General features: G+C 69.5%; 18 protein-coding genes. 10 read left to right on the top strand and 8 right to left on the bottom strand.

Features of this window, described 5'->3' with window-relative positions:
• Nucleotides 1-74 precede the first annotated feature (74 nt).
• From ACIHCQ_RS15075 to ACIHCQ_RS15085, 3 genes are read left to right on the top strand one after another with little or no spacing between them, the layout of a single operon-like run.
• Nucleotides 75-1,472, top strand: a complete 1,398-nt coding sequence (locus tag ACIHCQ_RS15075) for a hypothetical protein (RefSeq protein ID WP_399661934.1) — start codon at nt 75-77, stop codon at nt 1,470-1,472.
• Nucleotides 1,473-1,500: 28 nt separating this feature from the next.
• Entirely contained in the window at nt 1,501-2,991 is a 1,491-nt protein-coding gene (locus ACIHCQ_RS15080; protein WP_399661936.1) for an aldehyde dehydrogenase family protein, read from the top strand.
• 28 nt (nt 2,992-3,019) lie between these two features.
• Nucleotides 3,020-3,646, top strand: coding sequence for a hypothetical protein (locus ACIHCQ_RS15085; RefSeq protein WP_399661938.1), 627 nt, complete (start codon nt 3,020-3,022; stop codon nt 3,644-3,646).
• A 15-nt stretch (nt 3,647-3,661) separates the two neighbouring features.
• On the opposite strand, the gene ACIHCQ_RS15090 is transcribed toward ACIHCQ_RS15085, so the two are convergent.
• The 6 genes from ACIHCQ_RS15090 to ACIHCQ_RS15115 form a co-directional block, all read right to left on the bottom strand.
• Complete coding sequence (locus ACIHCQ_RS15090) at nt 3,662-3,952, bottom strand: DUF1653 domain-containing protein (RefSeq protein ID WP_399662050.1); 291 nt, start codon at nt 3,950-3,952, stop codon at nt 3,662-3,664.
• A gap of 21 nt (nt 3,953-3,973) precedes the next feature.
• A complete protein-coding gene (locus tag ACIHCQ_RS15095; protein ID WP_399661940.1) occupies nt 3,974-5,089 on the bottom strand; it encodes a hypothetical protein in 1,116 nt (371 codons plus the stop codon).
• Nucleotides 5,090-5,340: 251 nt separating this feature from the next.
• Nucleotides 5,341-6,507 carry a hypothetical protein gene (locus ACIHCQ_RS15100; RefSeq protein WP_399661942.1) on the bottom strand — a complete coding sequence of 389 codons (1,167 nt, stop codon included), beginning with the start codon at nt 6,505-6,507 and terminating at the stop codon, nt 5,341-5,343.
• A gap of 305 nt (nt 6,508-6,812) precedes the next feature.
• Nucleotides 6,813-8,273, bottom strand: a complete 1,461-nt coding sequence (locus ACIHCQ_RS15105) for a glutamate synthase subunit beta (protein ID WP_399661944.1) — start codon at nt 8,271-8,273, stop codon at nt 6,813-6,815.
• Nucleotides 8,266-12,852, bottom strand: a complete 4,587-nt coding sequence (gltB, locus tag ACIHCQ_RS15110; RefSeq protein ID WP_399661946.1) for a glutamate synthase large subunit — start codon at nt 12,850-12,852, stop codon at nt 8,266-8,268. The genes ACIHCQ_RS15105 and gltB overlap by 8 nt, the downstream gene beginning before the upstream one ends.
• 411 nt (nt 12,853-13,263) lie before the next feature.
• Nucleotides 13,264-14,010: a VIT1/CCC1 transporter family protein gene (locus ACIHCQ_RS15115; protein ID WP_399661948.1), complete on the bottom strand. Its 747-nt coding sequence runs from the start codon at nt 14,008-14,010 to the stop codon at nt 13,264-13,266.
• A 132-nt stretch (nt 14,011-14,142) separates the two neighbouring features.
• On the opposite strand from ACIHCQ_RS15115, the gene ACIHCQ_RS15120 reads away from it, so the two are divergent.
• From ACIHCQ_RS15120 to ACIHCQ_RS15150, 7 genes are all read left to right on the top strand, one after another.
• Entirely contained in the window at nt 14,143-15,177 is a 1,035-nt protein-coding gene (locus tag ACIHCQ_RS15120; RefSeq protein WP_399662052.1) for an ADP-ribosylglycohydrolase family protein, read from the top strand.
• Between the two features lie 461 nt (nt 15,178-15,638).
• Nucleotides 15,639-16,775: an ADP-ribosylglycohydrolase family protein gene (locus ACIHCQ_RS15125; RefSeq protein ID WP_399661950.1), complete on the top strand. Its 1,137-nt coding sequence runs from the start codon at nt 15,639-15,641 to the stop codon at nt 16,773-16,775.
• Entirely contained in the window at nt 16,756-17,994 is a 1,239-nt protein-coding gene (locus ACIHCQ_RS15130; protein WP_399661952.1) for an ADP-ribosylglycohydrolase family protein, read from the top strand. Before ACIHCQ_RS15125 ends, ACIHCQ_RS15130 begins: the two co-directional genes overlap by 20 nt.
• Nucleotides 17,991-19,403, top strand: a complete 1,413-nt coding sequence (locus ACIHCQ_RS15135; RefSeq protein ID WP_399661954.1) for an ADP-ribosylglycohydrolase family protein — start codon at nt 17,991-17,993, stop codon at nt 19,401-19,403. Before ACIHCQ_RS15130 ends, ACIHCQ_RS15135 begins: the two co-directional genes overlap by 4 nt.
• The gene (gene rbsK, locus ACIHCQ_RS15140; RefSeq protein WP_399661956.1) at nt 19,400-20,308 is read left to right on the top strand and encodes a ribokinase; all 909 of its coding nucleotides are present in this window, start codon (nt 19,400-19,402) and stop codon (nt 20,306-20,308) included. Before ACIHCQ_RS15135 ends, rbsK begins: the two co-directional genes overlap by 4 nt.
• Complete coding sequence (locus ACIHCQ_RS15145; RefSeq protein WP_399661957.1) at nt 20,305-21,501, top strand: CaiB/BaiF CoA transferase family protein; 1,197 nt, start codon at nt 20,305-20,307, stop codon at nt 21,499-21,501. The genes rbsK and ACIHCQ_RS15145 overlap by 4 nt, the downstream gene beginning before the upstream one ends.
• Nucleotides 21,498-22,298: an HpcH/HpaI aldolase/citrate lyase family protein gene (locus ACIHCQ_RS15150; RefSeq protein WP_399661958.1), complete on the top strand. Its 801-nt coding sequence runs from the start codon at nt 21,498-21,500 to the stop codon at nt 22,296-22,298. The genes ACIHCQ_RS15145 and ACIHCQ_RS15150 overlap by 4 nt, the downstream gene beginning before the upstream one ends.
• Before the next feature lie 89 nt (nt 22,299-22,387).
• Here the strand turns inward: ACIHCQ_RS15150 and lgt are convergent, their stop codons facing one another.
• A complete protein-coding gene (lgt, locus tag ACIHCQ_RS15155) occupies nt 22,388-23,386 on the bottom strand; it encodes a prolipoprotein diacylglyceryl transferase (protein WP_399661961.1) in 999 nt (332 codons plus the stop codon).
• Nucleotides 23,387-23,477: 91 nt separating this feature from the next.
• Nucleotides 23,478-24,305, bottom strand: a complete 828-nt coding sequence (locus ACIHCQ_RS15160; protein WP_399661963.1) for a thioredoxin domain-containing protein — start codon at nt 24,303-24,305, stop codon at nt 23,478-23,480.
• Nucleotides 24,306-24,388: the final 83 nt, after the last annotated feature.

Genomic DNA, 24,388 nt, shown 5'->3' on the forward strand with positions numbered 1-24,388 from the left:
ACCCCCTTGCGGTACTCTCTGCCAGAATTTCCAGTTGACACACGCCTGGCCTCCCGAGCCGAATGATCATTTAGGTGGGGACATTGCCTACCAAAACCGCCATCACCGGCCAAGACGCGGAACAGCGTGGCCATATCGCCGAACGCACGTTTCACGACATGCTCGACTGGTGGACGACCGGTAGTGGGGCCCCACAGGTTTCACATGTCATTCCGGACACCCAGAAGGTGGACTTAAGAGTTACGGTGCCATCCCTGTGGAAGGACTCCGAAAACATAACTCTGGAATGGCAGATCAAGTCCACTTCACGGCTGGAGTTCGTGGACAACAGTTCACTCGGCGGCCGTTGCATCAAGCTGAGAATCAAGCGGCGGGATCTGCAAAGCTTATTTGAGTTCAGCCGGAGCGGCTCTCCCCTGATGCTGGCACTCGCAGTCCAGAAGAATACGGCGCAACGACCCGCCGACCTGTTGATGGTGTCACCGTTCGAGCGGTTCCACTGGTGGGGCCTGGATCTGAGTCAGTACTTCGCCCGGACGGATTGGCGAGCCAACTCCGAGGCGATCTACATACCAGTCCAGAACACGCTCAATCTGGCCACCTTCTCCCTGCTCTGGGGGTCCCGCTGGGTGGCGGACTACTTCGCCACTCTGTCCAGCCCGGAGCTCCTCATGGTCCCGGACCTGAGTCAGCTCATCCCTGACTTCTTCCACCCACAGCGGAGCGTCGACCAGATTGGCGAGAGCGGCTGGTCGTTGCTGGAGACGAAGCTGCCCCGGTTGCGCGGCGAATTCGACCCGCCGATGTTCCAGAAGATCAGCTTCCAGACCGGTCTCGCGGCCGGACTCAGCGTGATCAGGCACCGGATGTACGAGGCGTCGGACTGCCTTGACGTCGTACGGAACTACTGCCCGGAGTCCCTCTTCGGCACTGCCAACTTATGGCTCTTCTCATCCTGCTATCACCATTTCATGCGGACTTCCGGGGAAATCGGGAGGGGTCGCTCCGACTATTTCAGCCAACGGCTCCTACCGCTTCCTGCGGAAGATATTCGTGACGTTCCACTCATCATGCTGGCCACCCTCTGGCATGTGCTACGGGTGTATCGGAAACTGCACACGGAAGTGCGTCTCGTACAACCTCCGAGCACTAACGCAGGCGATGACTACAGTTACTACGGCGGCGGCATCGGCTATTTCCCCTGGCTTGCCCTGTCGGGCGACCGGGCGAACTGGGCGATCGAAATCGGAAGCACGCACGCCCTGGCCGATAATCTTGATTTCATCAACGCTCGGGAAAAAGAGTCCTGGATAGATTCGGGGCAGACCGAGGCGGACGCGGCGAGAATTTTTCACACGCCTCAGGAACAGTTGACACTTCCCGCCTCGTGTCCGCAGTTCCTTTTCCCGCGCCAGTCACTCTTCGTACGTTATCCGCAAGAACTCTTCGACGACATCCTGGTAATCCCCTGACGGGCCGAAAGCAGCCGAGAGGAAGCTCATGACCAGTAAGGCTTCTGCCACTGAACTCCGGGACCGGGTCGTCTCGTCCCTCATCCCGGGTCTCGACCTCCGGCCGTTCATCGCGGGCGAGTTCACAGACCCCGTGGGCAGTGGAGAGATCACGGACACCGACCCCATGACGGAGCGGACTCTGGCCGTACTGCCGGCCGCGGGTCCGGCCGACGTGGACGCCGCGCTGACCGCCGCGCGCGCCGCTTTCGACCAAGGGCCATGGCCCCGGATGACCGCTCAGGAGCGCGCCGACACTCTCGACCGGTTCGCCGCCCTCATCGAGCGCGACACCGAGAGGCTGTCCCTCCTGGAGGCGACGGATACCGGAAAGCGCCTGGCGGGTGTGCGCGGCTGGGACGTTCCGCAGTCCGCCGAGGTGTACCGCTACTACGCACAGGCGATGCTCCAGGCCCGGACGACGTCCATGCCCAAGGTCGGCGAGGCAAGTGTCTTCGTGCGCCGCGTGCCCGTGGGAGTATGCGCGGCGATCATTCCGTGGAACTTCCCGTTCGCGTGCATCTCGTGGAAGATCGCCCCGGCGCTCGCCGCCGGCTGCACAGTCGTCATCAAGCCCGCCGAGCGGGCCCCCCTTTCCGCTCAGGCGCTGGCAGCTCTGGCGGCGGAAGCGGGCTTCCCGCCAGGTGTCGTCAATGTGGTACTCGGTACCGGCGATGTCGCGGGACGCGCCTTGGTGGCCGACCCCCGCGTGGACAAGATCACGTTCACGGGCTCACAGGAAACGGCACGGTCCATCGTGGCCGGTTCTGCGAGCCGTATGCCCCGTCTGACACTTGAGCTCGGCGGGAAGGGCGCCAATGTCGTCATGGCCGACTGCGACCTCGACGCGGCGGTGGACGGGACGATCACCGCGATGTTCGACGTCCAGGGGCAGAACTGCTGCGCGGGCAGCAGGACCTACGTCCAGCGGGGCATCTATGAGGAGTTCCTCGACCGAGTGGTGACCGCTGCGGAGGCGAGGCGTCTCGGAGATCCGCTCGACGAGAAGACCGAGCAGGGACCGCAGATCGACCGGGCGCACTTCGAACGCATCGACAGCTACGTCAAGGGCGCCCTCAAGGAAGGCGCCGACTGTGCGACGGGAGGAAAAGGGGCGGACCAGGGCGGCCTGTTCTACGCGCCGACGATCGTGACCGGGGCCACGAGCAGCATGCGGATCACACGCGAAGAGGTCTTCGGACCCGTCGGTTGCGTATATCCCGTCGACAGCACGGAAGAAGCCATCACGGCGGCGAATGACACCGACTACGGCCTGTCCGCGTCGGTATGGACGTCGGACCTGGATTTCGCCGACCGATTCGTCACCGAGGTTCGTGTGGGCACCTGCTGGGTCAATTGCTTCGGATATTTCGCAACCGAAGTGCCGTGGGGAGGGGTGAAACTCTCGGGACAAGGGCGCGAATTGGGGGTTGCGGCGCTCGACGAGTTCATGGACGGTAAGTCCGTATTCAGAATCTGAACCACCGTCGCTTGCATACGGGGGGGTCATGGAGCGTGCGCTCAACTACCTGGGGCAGTTACGCATCTACTCGTACGTCGATCTGGTCCTGCTCTTCCTGTCGCTCGACGCGCAGCCGCGCCAACTGCTCGGCCTCAGTTGTCTGTGGTTCGGGTTTCTCATCCATCTGGAGTGGCAGCACCGTGACGTGGGACGGCTTCACTGGCCCTGGCCGGCCTGGGCTGTTCCCTCGATCGCGGGTACGGTTCTGGTCGCCGACCCAGCGTGCGTACCCTTCCTTGCACTGGCCGCGGGATACTCGCTCAAAAAACGGATACCGATGCTGGCAGCGATATCGCCGCTGCTCAACGGAGGTCTGAAAATCGCCCTGATCGCGCCCTTGGCCGGAGCCGATGCCGAAGCCGTCCTGTTGGTGTTCGTCCTGATGACGATGCGCAATCTCCTCGGAGATGTACGTGACGCGGCCAAGGACGCACGAGAGGGGGTTGCGTCGATTCCCGTGCGTATGCGCTACAAGAAGCACACCCCTCTCGTTTATCCTGTCGGCCTGGCCGCTACCTCCGCTGTCTGGGTGGCCCTGGCGGGATTGCCCTGGTGGACATGGCTCTGTGTGGTCGCGGTACAGGCTCTGACCTATCGTCTGACACCGCGGTGAGCCCTTCCGACGCGCTCATTCCGAAGGACCGGCCCCCTCATCACCGAGGTAACGGAAGCGCTTGGCCGGTCGGCCGTCGACCATGATCTCTTCGGTGAAGTTTTTGAGCGGCCGGACCCAGACCGCCTCTTTTCCATAGGCTTCCGAAGTGAACATGGCGTGGTACACCACCACTTGCTCGCCGACTGTTTCCTCCTGGCCGTCGCCCAGCACCAAGTAGCCGAAGCCGTCGACGTGATAGCGATTGCCCGTGAAGTGTTCATACACGCCACGCTCGATGGGTCCGTTCTGCGGGTTTGATTGCATGGTCACGAGGTACCTTGCCTTTCATCCGGGTGTCAACAAAGCAGGCTTGAGCTTCTTGAGAGCACCGACGTATCCCCGCACGTCCTGCAGCGCGGGCACCAGTCCACTGTCGACTATCTGTGCGGCAGTGCTCCGTGTGCGGTAGACAGGGGCCGGTCGGGCGTTCTCTTCGTAAACGAGGCCCAGGAGCATGGCGCATCGCTCTGTGACCTCGAATCCTCCCGGTGGCAGAGGTCCGTTGGAGATCGTGTCCGCGGCCCAGGCGATCACACCCAGCCAGGAGTCGGTGAGCATGCTCGCCAGTGCAAGGTTCTGGTGATAGCAGCCGAGCCAGCGGCTCCGGTCGGACCTTCTGAACCGGTAGGGGGCCCAGACGACTCGTGCCCGGTCCAGCCGGTAGTGAACGCCTCCTCCTTGGTGCGTACGACCCGGCAGACTGTGACTCCCGAGATGCCTCGGCATCGGACACTCCGCGAGGTGTGTGCGAGTCGCCAGGGCATGCAGCAGATGGTGCACTCCGCTGCCTTCCGACGCGCGGCACTCCTCGTCCGTGCTGTCCGGATTCGCCTGTACGACAGAGACAATGACCAACGGCTCCCCTTCCTGTTCTTCGGCATCCGGTGTCTCGCGGACTCGGTGCGCGTTGAGCCGACGCAGCAGTTCGGGGCCGAGGGTGCGGAGAGAGTAGGTCTCGGCAGTGTGATCGTCGGCCAGACCGAACCGTGCCTTCTGGTCGATCTCGGCCACGCGCGCTGTCAGCTCGTCGACGCCATAATCGCCCTTGACAATGACCGTGACCGCGACGGAGTTGCCCAGCGGATGGCACAGGGCGGCCCCGGTCACAGCCGTCCGGCCTTGTGGTGAAGCGAATTGCACGGGTGGGCGGGGTGCGGCCAGGGGGATCTGCGCGCGCCAGAATCGCTGGGTGCTGAGCGAGGCGTAGTCGCGCGAGCCCAGGGCCCTCTGCCACACGTTGACGATCTCTGCCAATGCTCCGTCGCGCAGGACCCAAGGGACGCTCAGCGCCCGGCCGTTGGCGCTGAGCGGCCAGGGGCCGGTGGGTGTGCTGGGCTCCTGGCCCGCGCTGCCGTTCCTGACGGCTTCGAAGGCGCGCGCGTAGTCGGCGGGCATCGTCATCGCGGGTGCTGAAGACGCGCGGATTGCCTCGTTCAACAACCAAGGGGTGGTCCTGACCCAGGTGTATGTCAGGCGGACCTGCTGGACTCGCAGCACAGGCTTGACACCTCCATCTGATCCCGTACCCTTCCTTTCGATTCGATCCAATTCCCGTGACGTGGCTCACCGGTGGCCTGGGTTTCCCCGGGTGGGAGGAGGGTCATCCAGGCGTTCGCGCCGGGGGCGGTCTCCGGGACCGCCCCTCCCTCTCGTCACCGGGCCTGCGGAACCACCATGCGCAGCAGCGGGGCGGCGGAGACCTCGGCCTGCACTCGCGCGGCACTCACCTGGACCGGACCCGGGAGTATTCCCGGTTCCCAGGCAAGCTTCACTTCCCTCGAGTGCCGGTGCAGAAAATCGCGGACCCCCTTGGCCGAGTCGCCGCCACGAAGCAATTCCAGCAGTTCTCGCTGAACCTCCGGCGGGGCTTCCGCTTCACAGGTGTACTGGATGGCGGGCATCGCCCAGTACGGCTCTCCTTCGGCAGCCGGAGCCGCGTAGACGAACGCCTGCGCCGGTACGTCACCACTGGGACCGGCGTGGCGGAACCGGATCTGCGTCCGGTTGAGCGTTTCGCCGGCCCTGGCCAGTCGGCTCAGCGCCTGCTCCGGGCTGTCCGTCGGCTGCGGAGTCCGCAACCTCAGACGAAGACCCGCCACAGAAGCGGGCACGGAGAAGGCGACAGCCCCGGCAAGGACCGAACCGATCCACACGCTCAGCAGATCCCGGGTGTCGTAGCCGTCCAGATACGTTCTGGGCTCTCCGGCCAGCCACGAGACAACCCAAAAAAACGGTATCGCCAGAATCGAAAGTGATGCCGACAGGGCAATGAACTCGATGGCGTTGACGTCGAGTTGTGGCACACCGGCGTCAGCCTGACGGCTTCGCCGTGCGAGGAGGCGATACGTGGCAAGCAGCAGGAACCCCGGGAGCAGGAGGAACGAGGGAACTCCGATACCGCTGATGAACTGCGCCTCGCCCAGTACGGTGGACTGAACCCGCTTACTGAGCGTGAGCGAGGCCCGCTTGGCCTTGCCGTTGAGGACGTAATCGCCGTGCACCGCGACGACGATCAGCTTGGCCCCCGGCCACGTACGCCCGCCGGTTCGCAGCTCGTAGCGGTAGATGACACTGTCACCCGGCTCCACGCGGCGGCCCGGGGTCGTGGAGAGCGGCGGCGGAGTGCCGTCGCAGATCGTCGCGCCGGCGGCGTCCGGTCCGGTCCGCTGCCAGGCACAGGTCCTGAGCCCAGCAGACGTCATCACATCGAGGCGATGCAGTGTCACGGGGACGGACTGCCGGTTCTGGATGGAGATCAGGAGATCCGCCGGGCGGCCTGATTCGATGATGTCCGAGGAGGTGACGAGTTCACCGCTCAAGGGGCCACCGGTAGCAGCTGTGACCGGGGAGGATCCCAGGCCGCAGAGGAAGACGGGCAGGGCGCACAACAGGATCAGTCCGCGCCCCAGCACTCTCCGTAACCGTCCACGCCGTGAGCTCATGCCCCACCCCCAGCTCGCCCGCACGGCATGCTACGGGTTCGTGCAGGACGTGCACACCACCGCTCGGAGTGCAGGGCTTCCGGTCACGGAACGCACCACGGCGCCCACCATTGTCCGGTCGGGGACAGGCAGGCGCCGTGCTCAGTTCCGTACGCCGTTGTACGGGACGTATCTGGGGTACGTCAGACCGTCAGCGAACGGTCCGTCGGACGGATCGGCGCGTGCAGCTCGCTCACACCCGTCAGGTGGCGGTCCACGCCGCGCGCCGCCGAGCGGCCCTCGGCGATCGCCCACACGATCAGCGACTGGCCGCGACCCGCGTCACCGGCCACGTACACGCCGTCGACGTTGGTCTGGAAGTCCGCGTCCCGCACGATGTTGCCGCGCGCGTCCAGCTCCAGGCCGAACTGCTGGACCAGACCGTTCTCCTGGTCCGTGCCGGTGAAGCCCATCGCGAGGGTGACCAGCTGCGCCGGAATCCGGCGCTCCGTGCCGGGCTTCTGCTCCAGCTTGCCGCCCTTGAACTCCACCTCGATGAGGTGCAGGAACTGGACGTTGCCGTCCTCGTCGCCCTCGAAGTGCGTGGTCGAGACGGAGTAGACCCGCTCGCCGCCCTCCTCGTGCGCGGAGGTGACCTTGTAGAGCATGGGGAAGGTCGGCCACGGCTGGTTGGCGTTCCGCTCCTCGCCCGGCTGCGGCATGATCTCCAGCTGGGTGACCGAGGCCGCGCCCTGCCTGTGGGCCGTGCCCACGCAGTCCGCGCCCGTGTCGCCGCCGCCGATGACCACGACGTGCTTGCCCTCGGCGGTGAGCGGCGGGGTGACGTAGTCACCCTCCTGCACCTTGTTGGCGAGCGGCAGGTACTCCATCGCGAAGTGGATGCCGTTCAGCTCACGGCCCGGGACGGGCAGGTCGCGCGAGACGGTGGCGCCGGCGGCGATGACCACCGCGTCGTACCGCCTGCGCAGCTTCGTCGCGTCGATGTCGCGGCCGATCTCCACGCCCGTACGGAACTTGGTGCCCTCCGCGCGCATCTGCTCGATGCGGCGGTTGATGTGCACCTTCTCCATCTTGAACTCGGGGATGCCGTAGCGCAGCAGGCCGCCGACACGGTCGGCGCGCTCGTAGACGGCGACCGTGTGGCCCGCGCGGGTCAGCTGCTGGGCGGCGGCGAGGCCCGCCGGGCCCGAGCCGATGACCGCGACCGTCTTGCCGGACAGGCGCTCCGGCGGCTGCGGCTTGACGTCGCCCGTGTCCCACGCCTTGTCGATGATCGAGACTTCGACGTTCTTGATGGTGACGGCGGGCTGGTTGATGCCGAGGACGCACGCCGACTCGCAGGGAGCCGGGCACAGGCGTCCGGTGAACTCGGGGAAGTTGTTGGTCGCGTGCAGCCGCTCGCTCGCCGCCGACCAGTCCCCGCGGTACGCGAAGTCGTTCCACTCGGGGATGAGGTTGCCCAGCGGACAGCCGTCGTGGCAGAACGGGATGCCGCAGTCCATGCAGCGCCCGGCCTGCTTGCTGATGATCGGGAGCAGCGAACCGGGAACGTAGACCTCGTTCCAGTCCTTGACGCGCTCCTCGACCGGGCGGGTCTTGGCGACTTCGCGGCCGGTGGTCAGGAAGCCCTTGGGGTCAGCCATTGGTCGCCGCCTCCATCATCTTCTCGGTGGTCTCCTGCTCGGAGAGACCGGCGAGCTCAGCGGCATCCTTGGCGGCGAGCACTGCCTTGTACGTGGTCGGGATGATCTTGCTGAAGCGGTCCACCGCGAGGGTCCACTCGGCTAGCAGCTTTGCCGCGACGGTCGAGCCGGTCTCCTCGTAGTGGCGGCGCACGACGTCGTGCAGCCACAGCTTGTCGGCGTCGGAGAGGGTCGTCTCCACCGCCGCGAGGTTGCCGGAGTTGACGTTGTCCGGGTCGAGGTCGATGACGTACGCGACGCCGCCGGACATACCGGCCGCGAAGTTACGTCCGGTCTCGCCCAGCACCACCGCGTGGCCGCCGGTCATGTACTCGCAGCCGTGGTCGCCCACGCCCTCCGAGACGACCGTGGCGCCGGAGTTGCGGACGCAGAAGCGCTCGCCGGTGCGGCCTCGCAGGAACAGTTCGCCGCCTGTCGCACCGTAGGCGATGGTGTTGCCCGCGATGGTGGAGTACTCGGCGAGGTGGTCGGCGCCCCGGTCCGGGCGGACGATGACACGGCCGCCGGAGAGGCCCTTGCCGACGTAGTCGTTGGCGTCGCCCTCCAGGCGGAGAGTCACACCGCGCGGCAGGAACGCGCCGAAGGACTGGCCCGCCGAACCGGTGAAGGTGATGTCGATGGTGTCCTCGGGCAGGCCCAAGCCACCGAACTTCTTCGTCACCTCGTGGCCGAGCATCGTGCCGACCGTGCGGTTGATGTTGCGGATCGCGATCTGCGCGCGGACCGGCTGGGCGTCCTCGGCGGTGGTCGCGTTGAGCGCCTCGGCGGCGAGCTCGATCAGCTCGTTGTCGAGGGCCTTGCCCAGACCGTGGTCCTGCTCCATCGTCTGGTGGCGGACCGCGCCCTCGGGCAGCTCGGGGACGTAGAAGAGGGGTTCGAGCTCCAGGCCCTGCGCCTTCCAGTGGTCCACGGCCCGCTCGGTGTCGAGCAGCTCGGCGTGGCCGACGGCCTCTTCGACCGTACGGAAGCCCAGCTCGGCCAGCAGTTCGCGGACCTCCTCGGCGATGAACTCGAAGAAGTTGACGATGTACTCGGCCTTGCCGGAGAACCGGTCACGCAGGACCGGGTTCTGCGTGGCGATGCCGACCGGGCAGGTGTCCAGATGGCAGACGCGCATCATGACGCAGCCGGAGACGACGAGCGGCGCGGTCGCGAAACCGAACTCCTCGGCGCCCAGCAGCGCGGCGATGACGACGTCGCGGCCGGTCTTCAGCTGGCCGTCGGTCTGGACGACGATGCGGTCGCGCAGGCCGTTGAGCAGCAGGGTCTGCTGGGTCTCGGCGAGGCCGAGCTCCCAGGGGCCGCCCGCGTGCTTGAGGGAGGTGAGCGGGGAAGCGCCGGTGCCGCCGTCGTGGCCGGAGATGAGGACCACGTCCGCGTGCGCCTTGGAGACGCCCGCCGCGACGGTGCCGACGCCGACCTCGGAGACCAGCTTCACGTGGATGCGGGCCGCCGGGTTGGCGTTCTTGAGGTCGTGGATCAGCTGAGCCAGGTCCTCGATGGAGTAGATGTCGTGGTGCGGGGGCGGGGAGATCAGACCGACACCCGGGGTGGAGTGCCGGGTCTTGGCGACCCACGGGTAGACCTTGTGGCCGGGCAGCTGGCCGCCCTCGCCGGGCTTGGCGCCCTGCGCCATCTTGATCTGGATGTCGTCGGCGTTGACGAGGTACTCGCTGGTGACGCCGAAGCGGCCGGAGGCGACCTGCTTGATCGAGGAGCGGCGCTCCGGGTCGTACAGGCGGTCGGCGTCCTCGCCGCCCTCGCCGGTGTTGGACTTGCCGCCGAGGCGGTTCATGGCGATGGCGAGGGTTTCGTGCGCCTCGCTGGAGATCGATCCGTACGACATGGCGCCGGTGGAGAAGCGCTTGACGATCTCGGAGACCGGCTCGACCTCTTCGAGGGGGATCGAGGGCCGCTGGTCTGCGCCGGTCTTGAAGCCGAACAGACCACGGAGCGTCATCAGGCGCTCGGACTGCTCGTTCACCCGGTCGGTGTACTTCTTGAAGATGTCGTAGCTGCGCGTGCGCGTGGCGTGCTGGAGGCGGAAGACCGTCTCGGGGTCGAAGAGGTGCGGCTCGCCCTCGCGACGCCACTGGTACTCGCCGCCGATCTCCAGCGCGCGGTGCGCGGAGGGGACGCCGGAGGCGGGGTACGCCTTGGCGTGGCGGAAGGCGACCTCCTTGGCGATGACGTCGAGATCCGCGCCGCCGATCTTGGTGGCGGTGCCGTTGAAGTACTTCTCGACGAAGGCCTCGTTCAGGCCGACGGCCTCGAAGACCTGCGCGCCACGGTAGGAGGCGACGGTCGAGATGCCCATCTTGGACATGACCTTCAGGACGCCCTTGCCGAGGGCGTAGATCAGGTTGCGGATGGCCTGCTCGGGCTCCATGCCCTCGATGAACGTACCGGCGCGGACCAGGTCCTCGACGGACTCCATCGCCAGGTACGGGTTGACGGCCGCCGCGCCGTAGCCGATGAGGAGCGCGACATGGTGCACCTCGCGTACATCGCCGGCCTCGACCAGCAGACCCACCTGCGTGCGCTGCTTGGTGCGGATGAGGTGGTGGTGCACGGCGGAGGTGAGCAGCAGCGAGGGGATCGGCGCGTGCTCGGCGTCGGAGTGGCGGTCGGACAGCACGATGAGGCGCGCGCCGTCCTCTATGGCGACGTCGACCTCCGTGCAGACCTCGGCGATACGGGTGGCGAGGGCGTCGCCGCCGCCGCTGACGCGGTAGAGACCGGAGAGCGTGGCGGTGGTCAGGCCGGGCATGTCGCCGTCGGCGTTGATGTGGATGAGCTTGGCGAGCTCGTCGTTGTCGATCACCGGGAAGGGCAGCGTGACATTGCGGCAGGTCGCGGCGGTCGGCTCCAGGATGTTGCCCTGGGGGCCGACCGAGGAGCGCAGCGAGGTGACGAGCTCCTCGCGGATGGCGTCCAGCGGCGGGTTCGTGACCTGTGCGAAGAGCTGGGTGAAGTAGTCGAAGAGCAGTCGGGGCCGCTCGGAGAGGGCCGCGATCGGGGAGTCCGTGCCCATGGAGCCGAGCGGCTCACCGGCGGTGCGGGCCATCGGCGCGAGGATGACGCGCAGCTCTTCCTCGGTGTAGCCGAAGGTCTGCTGGCGGCGGGTGACCGAGGCGTGGGTGTGGACGATGTGCTCGCGCTCGGGAAGGTCTCCGAGCTCGATCTCACCGGCCTCCAGCCAGTCCTGGTACGGCTGCTCGGCGGCGAGGGACGACTTGATCTCGTCGTCCTCGATGATGCGGTGCTCGGCGGTGTCGACGAGGAACATCCGGCCGGGCTGGAGGCGGCCCTTGCGGACGACCTTCGCGGGGTCGATGTCGAGGACGCCGACCTCGGAGGAGAGGACGACGAGGCCTTCGTCGGTGACCCAGTAGCGGCCGGGGCGCAGACCGTTGCGGTCGAGGACCGCGCCGACCTGGGTGCCGTCGGTGAAGGTGACGCAGGCCGGGCCGTCCCAGGGCTCCATCATCGTGGCGTGGTACTGGTAGAAGGCCCGCCGGGCCGGGTCCATGGAGTCGTGGTTCTCCCACGCCTCGGGGACCATCATCAGCACGGAGTGCGGCAGCGAACGGCCACCGAGGTGGAGCAGCTCCAGGACCTCGTCGAAGGAGGCGGAGTCGGAGGCGTCCGGCGTACAGACCGGGAAGATCCGCTCCAGCTCTTCGGCCTTCTTGGCGCCGAAGAGGTCACTGGCGAGCTGGGACTCGCGGGCGCGCATCCAGTTGCGGTTGCCCTTGACCGTATTGATCTCGCCGTTGTGGGCGACGAAGCGGTACGGGTGGGCGAGCGGCCAGCTCGGGAAGGTGTTCGTGGAGAAGCGCGAGTGGACGAGCGCGATGGCGGTGGCGCAGCGCCGGTCGGACAGGTCCGGGAAGAAGGGCTCCAGCTGGCCGGTGGTCAGCATGCCCTTGTAAACGATGGTGCGGGCGGAGAGGGAGGGGAAGTAGACCCCGGCCTCGCGCTCGGCGCGCTTGCGCAGGACGAAGGCCTTGCGGTCGAGCTCGATACCGCTCGTTACGCCGTCTTCTACGAAGAGCTGGCGGAAGGCGGGCATGGTGGCGCGGGCGCCGTTACCGAGGAGCTCGGGGGTGACGGGGACGTCACGCCAGCCGAGGACGGTCAGGCCTTCTTCGGCGGCGATCGTCTCGAGTTGTGAGACGGCGTCCGCGTTCTCGTCCGTGACCGTGGGGAGGAAAGCGATTCCGACGGCGTACGCACCGGCATCGGGAAGCGCGAAACCGCTGACCTCGCGCAGGAAGGCGTCCGGGACCTGAAACAGGATGCCGGCACCGTCACCCGAGTCGGGCTCGGAGCCGGTGGCACCACGGTGCTCAAGGTTGCGCAGTACGGTCAGCGCCTGCTCGACCAGCTCATGGCTGGCAACACCGGTGAGGGTGGCCACGAACCCGACGCCGCAGGCGTCGTGTTCGTTACGGGGGTCGTACATGCCCTGGGGGGCGGGGCGACCGTCCATGGGCGACCAGGCGTCGGAACGCATCGGCTCTCCCGTCGTCGTCGTGGCATAGAGAATTGCCGAGGGACGACGTTGGCCCTCTGCGAAATTTCGTGCAGGTTACATGATGGAATGCTTCTCGAAAACCGGATAGTTCGTTCCAACATGCGGACACCGCGCGAAGCGGTGGAGGTGGGTCACAGGCGGACAGATCGCCGTCCGCAGACCCGTCGCAGAGCAGGCTTCATTGCCCACAGCGTTCACGGGTCATGCCCCGTGGTTAAGAGCGCGAAACCATCGAGTTACGGCCACTTATGCATCGCGACGCATAGTCTCGCACTCAAGGCCGCCTCTGGACACAGGTCTGCCGCAGATGTACGTCACAACCTTGCGGAAGGCCGCGCTATTCCCGCGGGCCAGTGATAGTGAAGCCGCCGGTCCCACGGCTCACGCGGCTCACACAGCAGCGCCGATGAGCGCCCCGAGCCCGTAGGTGAGGGCTGCCGCCGCGCCGCCGAGGGTCAGCTGCCGCAGACCGCTGTACCACCAGCCGCGCGCCGTCACCCGGGCGACGAGCGCTCCGCAGGCGAAGAGGCCGACGAGCGCGAGGAGCACGGCGGGCCACAGGGCGGTAGCGCCGAGGAGGTAGGGCAGTACGGGCAGGAGCGCGCCCAGCGCGAACGAGCCGAAGGACGAGACCGCGGCGACGGTGGGCGAGGGCAGCTCGTCCGGGTCTATGCCGAGCTCTTCGCGGGCGTGGATCTCCAGGGCCTGTTCGGGGTCCCGGGAGAGCTGCATCGCCACCTCGCGGGCGAGGGCGGGGGTCACGCCGCGCGAGACGTACAGCGCGGCCAGCTCTTCCATCTCATCGACCGGGTGGGCACGCAACTCGCGGCGCTCGACGTCCAGTTCGGCCTCGACAAGCTCGCGCTGGGAGGCGACGGAGGTGTACTCGCCGGCGGCCATGGAGAATGCGCCCGCGGCGAGTCCGGCGAGCCCGGTGACAACGATCGTGTGCGGGGAGACCGCGCCGCCGCCCGCACCCACGCCGCCCGCGACGCCGGTCATCAGGGCGAGGTTGGAGACCAGTCCGTCCATGGCACCGAACACGGCGGGGCGCAGCCAGCCGCCGCTGACGTCACGGTGGGTGTGGTTGTCGCGGTGCGCCACGTGGAGGGCCGCTTCGTTTTCAATGATGGACACGATTCGAAAATACGCTCTACGTAAGGGGCTCGCCAGCAAGGCAGGCCGTACTTACCTGCGTTCGGGCGGGTGACAGAAGGGCTTCGCAGACTCGTCGTGCGGTGGGGGTGGCAGAGATCCTCCATGTCCTCCATGAATGCGATGCCGGTTGCGGGGGTTGCGTCGGGCTCGCCTGCGGCATTCCGTGACCGGGCCTGCGGGGCGATGCTGGGCCTGGCGGTGGGCGACGCGCTCGGGGCCCCCGCCGAGAACTTACGGCCCTCGGAGATCCGCCGCCGCTGGGGCCGTATCGAAGGCTTCGTCAGCGACGACCCGGCGGGCACGGACGACACGGAGTACGCCATCTTCTCCGGCCTCCTCCTGGCCCGGCACGGCTCGGCCCTGACCGTCGCCCATGTGGAGAAGGCGTGGCACCACTGGATCGCCGACCTGGACGAAGGCCCATTCCGGGGGGCGGGCTTCAGCGAGCGCGGCACGCTGGAGAACCTGCGACGCGGGCTGGCGGCGCCCATCTCGGCGCAGCACCGGCACGCCTGGAGCGACGGGCTGGCGATGCGGGCGGCGCCGTTCGGCGTGTACGCGGCGGGCCACCCGGCGGAGGCGGCGCGGCTGGTGGCGATCGACGGCTGCGTGAGCCACGACGGCGAGGGCATCTACGGCGGCCAGGCGGTGGCGGCGGGGGTCGCCGCGGCGATGACGGGCACGGGCCCGGCGGGGGTGATCGGGGCGGCCCTGTCCGTGGTCCCGATGGACTCCTGGACGGCGCGCTCCTTGCGCCGCGCGGTGATCACGGCGGAGCGCACCCACCACGCGGACACGCTCTCGATGGAGCGGGCGGTCCGCTCGTCGGTCGTCATCGGCGGCTATCCGTGGACGGATCTGGCGCCGGAGGCGGTGGGCCTGGCGTTCGGGGCGTTCGCGGCGGCCCGCGGGGACTTTCGTACGTCGGTGCTGACGGCGGTCAACATGGGCCGCGACGCGGACACGACGGCGGCGGTGGCGGGCTCGCTGGCGGGAGCGCTGGGCGGAGCCGGGTCGATTCCCCCGGAATGGTCCTCGGCGATCGGCCCGGTACGGGGCAGCTGCCTCCCGTCGATGAGCGGCTACCACGTACTGGACATCGCGGAACTCCTCACCCCGGACGACGACCAGCGGGCGGAGCGATGAGCCCCCGAGAACGGTACGGGCCCCTCGGTTCCGGCCCCTCCGGGCCCGTAGGCGAGGGTTCCACCCGCCGCCCCGGAGCCCGGCCCTCCGAGGCGCCCGGGCCCGCACCCGACGGCGCCACCCGCCCGCGCCCCGGAGACCGACCCTCCGTGGCGCCCGGGCCCGCACCCGACGGCGCCACGCGGAGCCCCGGAGCCCGGCCCTCCGGCCCCTCCGGGGCTGGGCCCAGCGAGCCCACCCGCTCCCACGAAGGCCAGGGCACCCCATGCGCGGAACCCGGGGCACAGCCCACCCCCTCGCGCGCAGCGCCGAGACCACCGGGGTCTGGGACCGGCGCCCCAGTTACGGGAAGGGGCGGGGAGGGGAAACAACCCCCACCCGAGCCACCGGCCACCCCCTCGCGCCCCGCCCCAAGGCCACCCGCCCCGGCGCGAAACCGCGAGGCACCGCGCGAACAGCCCGTGCGGGCCATCGAAGGGCTGCTCCTCGGGCTCGCCGCAGGGGATGCCGCCGGGTGGCCCGCCGCCCGGCATCGGGCCGCGCGGATGCCCGAGTGGACCCGTCGCCTCACCCGCGAGCTCGATACCTTCGCCGAGCAGAACTCCACCACCACCCTCCCCGTCCCCATCGCCCTCAACCAGCCCCCCGAACCCCTCCGCCTCGGCCCCTCCGACGACGCCGAATGGGCCGCCTTCGCCGCCGAGACCGTGCTCACCGCCGCCGGGCACCTCTTCTCCGGGCTCGCCCCGGCCCGCCGCACCCGCGCCGCCGTCGATCTCGCCTGGAACTCCCTCGCCAGCGAGGTCGCCGCCGCCGCCGACCGCGCCCCCGAGGTCGAGTCCGCCGTGCTCCACCTCCGCGCCCGGATCTCCGTACGCGCCGGGCTCGGCAATCTCGCCGCCGGGCTGCGTCCGCCCGCGACCGGGCACGACAACCCGCACTACTTCGACGACGCCGCCTGCGTACGCGCCGCCGTCCTCGCCGTCGCCCACCCCGGCGACCCCACCGCCGCCGCCGCGCTCGCCGAGTTCGACGCGCGCTACACGCAGGACGGGGACGGGGTGCACGGCGCCCGCGCCATGGCCGCCGCCGTCGCCGCGGCCCTCGGCGGCGCGTCCGTCGACACCGCCGTCGACACCGCACTCGCCGAGCTCCCCGACGCCACCGAGATCGGCCGCAACGCCCACCACGCCGTCAAACTCGCCCGCGACGCGAGCAGCGCCTTCGCCCTCGTACCCCTGCTTGAGCATCAGATCGTGGACCACGTCTACAGCTACGGCATCGCCGCCGCCGAGACCGTCCCGGTCGCCCTCGCCCTCGCCACCGCCGCCCGCGGCAGAGTCGCCGAAGCCGTACCCGCGGCCGTCTGCCTCTCCCGGGTCGCCGACTCCGCCCCCGCGCTGGCCGGCGCGCTGACCGGCGTACTCGGCGGCGGCGACGCCGTACCCGTCAGCTGGCGCGACGCCTGCCGCGTCCTCGCGGGCTGCGCGCTCCCCCGGCTCGCCGGTACGGATCTCGTGGAACTCGCCGGGCTGCTCGCACACGCAGAACTGACCGCCACGGGTGGACAATCCCGACATGACGACACCCACACTTGATGAACGGATCAGCGGCAGCCTGACCGGAGCAGCCGTCGGCGACGCGCTCGGCGGCCCGGTCGAGGGCTACTCCCCCGAGCAGATCGTGAAACGGCACCGCGGCCGCGTCCAGGGCGTCGTCGGCCCGTGGGACGGCGACGCCTGGCGCACCGCCCGCCCCATCGCGCCGTACCACAAGGGCGACGGCCACATCACCGACGACACCCTGATGACGCACGCGCTGATCCGCGTGTACGCGACCGTGCGCGACCACCTCGACGCGTACGCCGTCGCCGACCACCTGGTCCCCGACCTGATCTCGAACCCCCGCTGGATCCCTGAGCTCGAAGCCGAGGCGCTCCCGCTCCAACGCGTCTTCCTCGCCGAGAAATGGCTCGTCGCCCGCCTCCACTACGGGCACAACGACCCGCGTGAGGCGGGCGTCGGCAATATCGTCAACTGTGGCGCTGCGATGTACATGGCACCGGTGGGCCTGGTCAACGCGGCCCATCCGGCCGCCGCTTACGCCGAGGCCCTCGACATCGCGGGCGCGCACCAGTCCTCGTACGGCCGGGAGGCGGCGGGCGTCTTCGCGGCGGCGGTCGCCGCTGCCTGCGCCCCCGGCGCGACGCCCACCACGGTCGTCGACGCGGCGCTCCACCTCGCCAAGGACGGCACGCGCGCGGCGATCGAGGCAGTGACGGAAGTCGCCGCCCGCCACTCGCACTTCGAGTCGGCCCTCGAACCCCTTCGTACGGCGGTGGCCCCCTTCGACACGGTCGGCCCCGACTACCGCGCCCCGTCCCTCGCCGCCCGCCGCCCCTCCCGGCTGCACTCCATCGAGGAACTCCCCATCGCACTCGGGATGCTGCTGGTGGGCGGGGGCGACTACTGCCGTACGGTCCTGGGCTCGGTCAATTACGGCCGGGACTGCGACTCGATCGCGACGATGGCCGGGGCGCTGGCGGGTGCGCTGTACGGCGAGGCCGCCGTCCCGCGGGACTGGTCGAAACGGGTCACCGAGGCGAGCCGCCTCGATCTGCGGGCCCCGGCGGCGGAACTGGCCGCGGTGGCCCGTGAGATCTTCGCCCGCGATACGGAACGCCGCCGCGCCCACGAGTCGGCGTTCGCCCGCCTGGCGGAGACGGACGCCGGGGCAGAGGCAAACGCCGGGGCAGAGGGCTCGACCGGGGCGGCCGACGCGACAGGGGCGGCCGGGCCCTTGGCGGAGGCGCGATGACCGGCGGCCTGCGCCTCACCTGGGTACAGCCCGAGGACCTGCTCGGCCACGAACTGCGCCAGGCGGCGGAGGACGGCCGCGACGCCCACGAGATCCGCGCCCGCTGGCTGGCGGTCGGCGGCCATCTCGCCCCCACCCGCGCGGGTGCCTCCCCCGACCCGGCCCCCGCCGAACTCCGGGCCCTGGCCGAACAGTTCCTGGACGAACTGGCCCTACTGTCCTCCCCGTTGGCGAACGACGAACCGTCCGACCTGCCCGCGATCATCGCCGCGTGCCCCACCTGGCCGACCCGGCCGACCCGGCCGACCCGGCAGACCCAGCCCGGTCCGCGCCACGACCCGGGGAAGGACTACCCGCACGCCCTCCACGCCGCCTGGCTCGGCCGCGCCGCCGGGTGTCTGCTCGGCAAACCCGTCGAGAAGCTGCCCCTCACCGCCATCCGCGACCTCGCCCGCGCCACCGGCAACTGGCCCCTCACCACCTGGTTCACCGCCACCGGCGTGCCCGCCGAGCTCACCGCCGCGTACCCCTGGAACCGGCGCAGCGCGGCCAACTCCCTCGCCGAGAACATCGACGGCATGCCCGAGGACGACGACCTCAACTATCCCCTCCTCAATCTGCTGCTCCTCCAGCGCCACACAAAGGCCTTCACCACCGACCACCTCGCCCGCCTCTGGCTGGACGAGCTCCCGGCGGGCCGTACCTTCACGGCCGAACGCGTCGCCTACCGCAACCTCCTCTCCGGGATCGAGCCCCCTCTCACCGCCCGCCACCACAACCCCTTCCGCGAATGGATCGGGGCGGCCATCCGCGCCGACATCCACGGCTGGACCCACCCGGGCGACCCCGCGACCGCCGCCGCACAGGCGTACCGCGACGCCTCGCTCACCCACACCGCCAATGGCCTGTACGGCGAGATGTTCATCGCGGCCACCATCGCCGCCGTGGCGGGCGGCCGGAGCGATGTCCACCAGTCGCTGCGGACCGGCCTCTCCGTCGTCCCGCCACGCTCCCGCCTCGCCCGGGCCGTCCGCTTCGGCATCGACATGGCGCTGGCGAGCAGAGGGCAGGACTTCGAGCAGGCGGTCGACCGCATCCACGCCGCCTACGGCACCTACCACTGGGTTCACGTCATCCCCAACGCCGCCCTCCTCGCCGCCGCCCTCACCCACGCCGACGGCGACTTCTCCGGCTCCATCTGCCGGGCCGTGTCCGGCGGCTGGGACACCGACTCCAACGGCGCGACCGCCGGGTCCATCGCCGGGCTGCTCGCCGGGCACCCGGACGCCGTCCCCGACCGCTGGACCGCGCCCCTGAAGAACCGCCTCACCACCTCCGTCGCCGGTTTCGACTCCATCGGCTTCGACACCCTCGCCCACCTCACGCACCAGGAGGCACTCCGCCCATGACCGGCATCGTGGTGCTCGGCAGCACCAACATGGACCTCGTGGCGTACGTCGCGCACGCGCCGAAGCGCGGCGAGACCGTCACGGGGCGTGAGTTCCGTACGATCCCGGGGGGCAAGGGCGCCAACCAGGCCGTCGCCGCCGCCCGCGCCGCCCGCAGCGGCGGCGACGTCGCGATGATCGGCGCGGTCGGCTCGGACGACTTCGGCGTACGGCTCCGGCAGACGCTCGTCTCCTCCGGCGTAGACACCGAGCATCTCCGTACGGCCGAAGGCCCTTCCGGCACCGCGCATATCGTCGTCGACCACGAAGGCGGCAACGCGATCGTCGTCATCCCCGGCGCGAACGGCACCGTCACCTCCCTCACCCCCGGCGACGAGGCCCGCATCGCCGCCGCCGACTCGCTGCTCCTCCAACTCGAACTCCCCCTGACCGCCGTGCTCGACGGCGCCGAAGCCGCCCGCCGCCACGGCGTACGGACCGTGCTCACCCCCGCACCCGCCCAGCCCCTCCCTCCCGAACTCCTCGCCGTCACCGATCTGCTGGTCCCCAATGAGCACGAGGCGGCGATCCTCGCCGGTGTCGCCGACCCGCACATCGCAGCCGAGGCCCTGCTGCTTCAGGTCCCCGAGGTCGTGATCACGCTCGGCGCCGCCGGCTGCCTGTACGCGAGCCGGGAGACCGAGCCCTTCGCCGTCCCCGCCCCCAGGGTCAGGGCCGTGGACACCACGGCGGCGGGCGACACCTTCGTCGGCGCCCTCGCCGTCGCGCTCGGCGAGGGCAGGCCCATGCAGCAGGCCCTCACCTGGGCATCGACCGCCGCGGCCCTGTGCGTCCAGCGCCACGGGGCCTCCACCTCCATGCCGTACCGCACGGAAATCGACGCCACGGAAACCGGCGCCTCATGACACCCATCAGCGCTCCCCTGGGCGGACTGCGCGTCCTCGACCTGGCCACCCTCTTCGCGGGCCCCCTCGCCGCCACCATGCTCGGCGACTTCGGCGCGGAGGTCATCAAGGTCGAGCACCCCACCCGCCCCGACCCCTCCCGGGGCCACGGCCCGGCCAAGGACGGCGTCGGCCTGTGGTGGAAAGTGCTCGGCCGCAACAAACGCACCGTCACCCTCGATCTGTCCACCGCCGGTGGCCGCGAGACCCTGCTGCGCCTCGCGGCCACCGCCGATGTGGTCATCGAGAACTTCCGCCCCGGCACCCTGGAGAAGTGGCGGCTCGGCTGGGACGAGCTGAGCGCGGTCAACCCCCGTCTCGTCCTGGCCCGCGTCACCGGCTTCGGTCAGTTCGGCCCGTACTCCCATCGCCCCGGCTTCGGCACCCTCGCCGAGGCGATGAGCGGCTTCGCCGCCATCACCGGCGAACCCGAAGGACCGCCCACCCTCCCGCCATTCGGCCTCGCCGACTCGATCGCGGCTCTCGCCACCGCGTACGCCGTGCTGACCGCGCTCACCGGCCGCACCACGACAGGGCGCGGCCAAGTGGTCGACATGGCGATCATCGAGCCGATTCTGACCGTCCTCGGCCCGCAGCCACTCTGGTACGACCAGCTCGGCTACGTCCAGCAGCGCACCGGCAACCGCTCCCGCAACAACGCTCCCCGTAACACCTACCGCACGGCCGACGGCTCCTGGCTGGCCGTCTCCACCTCCGCCCAGTCCATCGCCGAACGCGTGATGCACCTGGTGGGCCGCCCGGACCTGATCGATGAGCCGTGGTTCGCCACCGGCACGGGCCGCGCCGAGCACACGGACGTACTGGACGAGGCGGTCGGCGGCTGGATCGCCCGCCACACCCGCGATGAAGCCCTGGCCGCGTTCGAGAAGGCCGAAGCGGCGATCGCTCCGATCTACGATATTCGCGACGTCATGGCAGACCCCCAATACCGGGCGCTGGACACCATCACCGAGGTCCCCGACCCCGAACTCGGGCCCCTGCGCATGCAGAACGTCCTCTTCCGCCTGTCCCACACCCCCGGCGCCATCCGCTGGGCGGGCCGGCCGCACGGCGCCGACACGGACACGGTCCTCACCGAACTGGGCCTGTCCCGGGCCGATATCGCCGCACTGCGCACCCAAGGCGCCCTATGACCACGCCCCTCACCCTGCTGTACGCCCCCGGCGACCGCCCCGAGGTCGTGCACAAGGCCCTGGCATCCGGCGCGGACGCCGTGATCGTCGACCTGGAGGACGCGGTGTCCCCGGGCCGCAAGGACTACGCACTGGCCGCCACCGCCGAACTTCTCTCGTCCCTCCAACCGCTCCCTGTCCATGTCCGCATCAACACCCCCCATGACATCGAGGCCCTCACCGGACTCCCGGGCCTCTGTGCGTTGCGTATTCCCAAGGTCGCACACGCCACTGACATTCAGCGGATCGCGGCCCGCGCCCCCGGTGTCCCCCTGTACGGACTCCTCGAATCCGCGCTCGCGATCGAGCACGCGTACGCGATCGCCACCGCCCACCCCGCCGTCCACGGCATCGCCCTCGGCGAAGCGGACCTGCGGGCCGACCTCGGGGTACGGGACGGCGCGGGCCTGGACTGGCCGCGCACCCGTACCGTGATCGCCGCCCGCGCGGCCGGTCTCGCGCCGCCGACACAGTCCGTCTTCCCCGACATCCGGGATCTGGACGCTCTCTACGCCTCGTGCGCCCACGGCCGCTCGCTGGGTTTCCTGGGGCGGGCAGCCATCCACCCGCGCCAGCTGCCGGTCATCGAGCGCGCGTTCCGCCCCACGCGCGAGGAGATCGAGGCGGCGGAGGAGATCGTCAAAGCGGCGGCCACGGACCAGGGCGCGCTCGCCCTGCCGGACGGCCGTTTCGTCGACGCGGCGGTGGTCGCCGCCGCTCGGCGCACTCTCTCCCTCGCCCGGCGGGAGCCGTCGTAGGGGGCACACATACAAACACACACAAAGCGCGAGGCCGCCGGGAACCTTCGGTCCCGGCGGCCTCGTCGCTCCCTCGCGTGATGCTGCGGTCAGCCCTTCTTGGCCGACTCCGCGTCTGCCTTGTCCTCCGAAGCGGCCTCGGCAGCCTCGGTGTCCTCTTCGGCTTTGGCGTCCTTGGCGTCGTCGGCGTCCTTGGCGTCGTCGGCGTCCTCGGCGTCCTTGGCGTCCTCGGTGGCTTCGGCCGCCTCGCCTGTGTCGTCGCCTTCCGGCTCGGCCTTCTCCGGCTCCACGACTTCCTCGCGTCCCGGCCGTACCCGCGCCGAGATCACGATGTACACGACCGCCAGCACGAAGACGACCATCGCGGTCCACACATTGAGGCGCAGGCCCAGCACCTCGTGCGCCGCGTCCACCCGCAGGTACTCGATCCAGGCGCGGCCCACGCAGTACGCCGCGACATACAGCGCGAACGCCCGGCCGTGTCCGAGCTTGAAGCGCCGGTCGGCCCAGACGACCAGTACGGCCACGCCGATGCACCACAGCGACTCGTACAGGAACGTCGGGTGGTAGAGGCCCGCCTCGCGGTTCGCACCCTCGGTGATCTTGACGGCCCACGGCAGGTCTGTCGGCTTGCCGTACAGCTCCTGGTTGAACCAGTTGCCCCAGCGGCCGATCGCCTGCGCGATGGCGATGGCGGGCGCGAGCGTGTCCGCCCAGGCGGGCAGCGGGATCCCGCGGCGGCGGCAGCCGATCCAGGCGCCGACCGCGCCCAGCGCGATCGCGCCCCAGATACCGAGGCCGCCTTCCCAGATCTTGAAGGCGTCGACCCAGTTCTCACCCTCGCTGAAGTACAGCTGGTAGTCGGTGATCACGTGGTAGAGCCGGCCGCCGACAAGACCGAAGGGCACTGCCCAGACGGCGATGTCGGCCACGGTGCCGGCTTTGCCGCCCCGTGCGAGCCAGCGCTTGTTGCCGAACCAGACGGCCGCGAAGACACCGAGAATGATGCAGAGCGCATAGCCGCGCAGTGGGACCGGTCCAAGATGGATCACGCCGGTCGACGGGCTGGGAATGTAGGCAAGTTCCATGGCAGGACCGACGCTACCCTGCCGGGTGGGACGCGCGGCAACCCACCCGGCAACGTGTGGATAACGAGCCACGCCGACAAAGCCCGATATATCAGGAGCTTGCGGCGGTCGGGGTCGGGGTCGGCCTCTTGGTGCCCGGCTTCTTGCCCTGGTTCGCCTCCGCGATCCACTTCTTGAAGTTGGCGACGGAGATCTGCTCGGAGCCCTTCTTCGGGAAAATGGGCTCTCCGTTGAGCAGCACGGTCGGGGTGCCGCTGAAGCCGCCGCCCTGGAAAGCGGTGTTCGACTTGTTCACCCAGCCGTCGTGCCTGCCCTCCTCCACACAGCTGCGGAACGCGGGCGTGTCCAGGCCCTCGACCTTGCCCGCCAGCTCGATCAGCCTGCTGTTCTCGCCGAAGGCGTCCTGTGTCTCCGGCGGCTGGTTCTGGTACAGAACGTCGTGGTACGGGGCGAACTTGCCGACGTCCTGCGCGCACGCCGCCGCATTGGCCGCGCGCAGCGAGCCGCTGCCGCCCATGTTCCCGTCGATGATGGTGGCGAGGTGGTACTCGATCTTGATCTGTCCCGCCTGTTCCAGTTCGTGAATCGTGTCTCTCAGGCCGTTCTCGAACTGGGCGCAGGCCGGACAGCGGAAGTCCTCCCACACCGTGAGCGTGGACGGCGCGTCGCTCGCGCCCACCGGGATCGCGAGCTGGTCCTCGCCCTGCGCTCCCGAGGGCGCGAGCAGCGGACCGGTTTCGGAGTCGCCGTCGTCCTTTCCGGCGTTGGCGGCGATCACGCCGACCACGGCGGCGAGGCCGATCACGGCCACCACAGCCGCCGACACGATCAGCGTCCGGCGGCGCTTCTCGCGCTTCTTCTCGCGGGCGCGCTCCTGCTGGAGCCGCTCGCGCGCGGACTTGTTTCGCTCTGGGTGCATCCCACTGTTCTTCTCGCTCACGACCCACAAACGAACCGGGGAGGCACTCGCGTGCCTCCCCGGTCCCATAACCACCCGTACGA

The sequence above is a fragment of the Streptomyces sp. NPDC052236 genome, from assembly GCF_044548015.1.
Classification (GTDB): domain Bacteria; phylum Actinomycetota; class Actinomycetes; order Streptomycetales; family Streptomycetaceae; genus Streptomyces.

Bases quoted from the DNA above. Each gene is read 5' to 3' on its own strand.
- ACIHCQ_RS15080 (WP_399661936.1), top strand. From the start codon at position 1,501: ATGACCAGTAAGGCTTCTGCCACTGAACTCCGGGACCGGGTCGTCTCG.
- ACIHCQ_RS15085 (WP_399661938.1), top strand. From the start codon at position 3,020: ATGGAGCGTGCGCTCAACTACCTGGGGCAGTTACGCATCTACTCGTAC.
- ACIHCQ_RS15090 (WP_399662050.1), bottom strand. From the start codon at position 3,952: ATGCAATCAAACCCGCAGAACGGACCCATCGAGCGTGGCGTGTATGAA.
- ACIHCQ_RS15095 (WP_399661940.1), bottom strand. From the start codon at position 5,089: ATGACGATGCCCGCCGACTACGCGCGCGCCTTCGAAGCCGTCAGGAAC.
- ACIHCQ_RS15105 (WP_399661944.1), bottom strand. From the start codon at position 8,273: ATGGCTGACCCCAAGGGCTTCCTGACCACCGGCCGCGAAGTCGCCAAG.
- gltB (WP_399661946.1), bottom strand. From the start codon at position 12,852: ATGCGTTCCGACGCCTGGTCGCCCATGGACGGTCGCCCCGCCCCCCAG.
- ACIHCQ_RS15120 (WP_399662052.1), top strand. From the start codon at position 14,143: ATGAATGCGATGCCGGTTGCGGGGGTTGCGTCGGGCTCGCCTGCGGCA.
- ACIHCQ_RS15130 (WP_399661952.1), top strand. From the start codon at position 16,756: ATGACGACACCCACACTTGATGAACGGATCAGCGGCAGCCTGACCGGA.
- ACIHCQ_RS15135 (WP_399661954.1), top strand. From the start codon at position 17,991: ATGACCGGCGGCCTGCGCCTCACCTGGGTACAGCCCGAGGACCTGCTC.
- rbsK (WP_399661956.1), top strand. From the start codon at position 19,400: ATGACCGGCATCGTGGTGCTCGGCAGCACCAACATGGACCTCGTGGCG.
- ACIHCQ_RS15145 (WP_399661957.1), top strand. From the start codon at position 20,305: ATGACACCCATCAGCGCTCCCCTGGGCGGACTGCGCGTCCTCGACCTG.
- ACIHCQ_RS15150 (WP_399661958.1), top strand. From the start codon at position 21,498: ATGACCACGCCCCTCACCCTGCTGTACGCCCCCGGCGACCGCCCCGAG.
- lgt (WP_399661961.1), bottom strand. From the start codon at position 23,386: ATGGAACTTGCCTACATTCCCAGCCCGTCGACCGGCGTGATCCATCTT.
- ACIHCQ_RS15160 (WP_399661963.1), bottom strand. From the start codon at position 24,305: ATGCACCCAGAGCGAAACAAGTCCGCGCGCGAGCGGCTCCAGCAGGAG.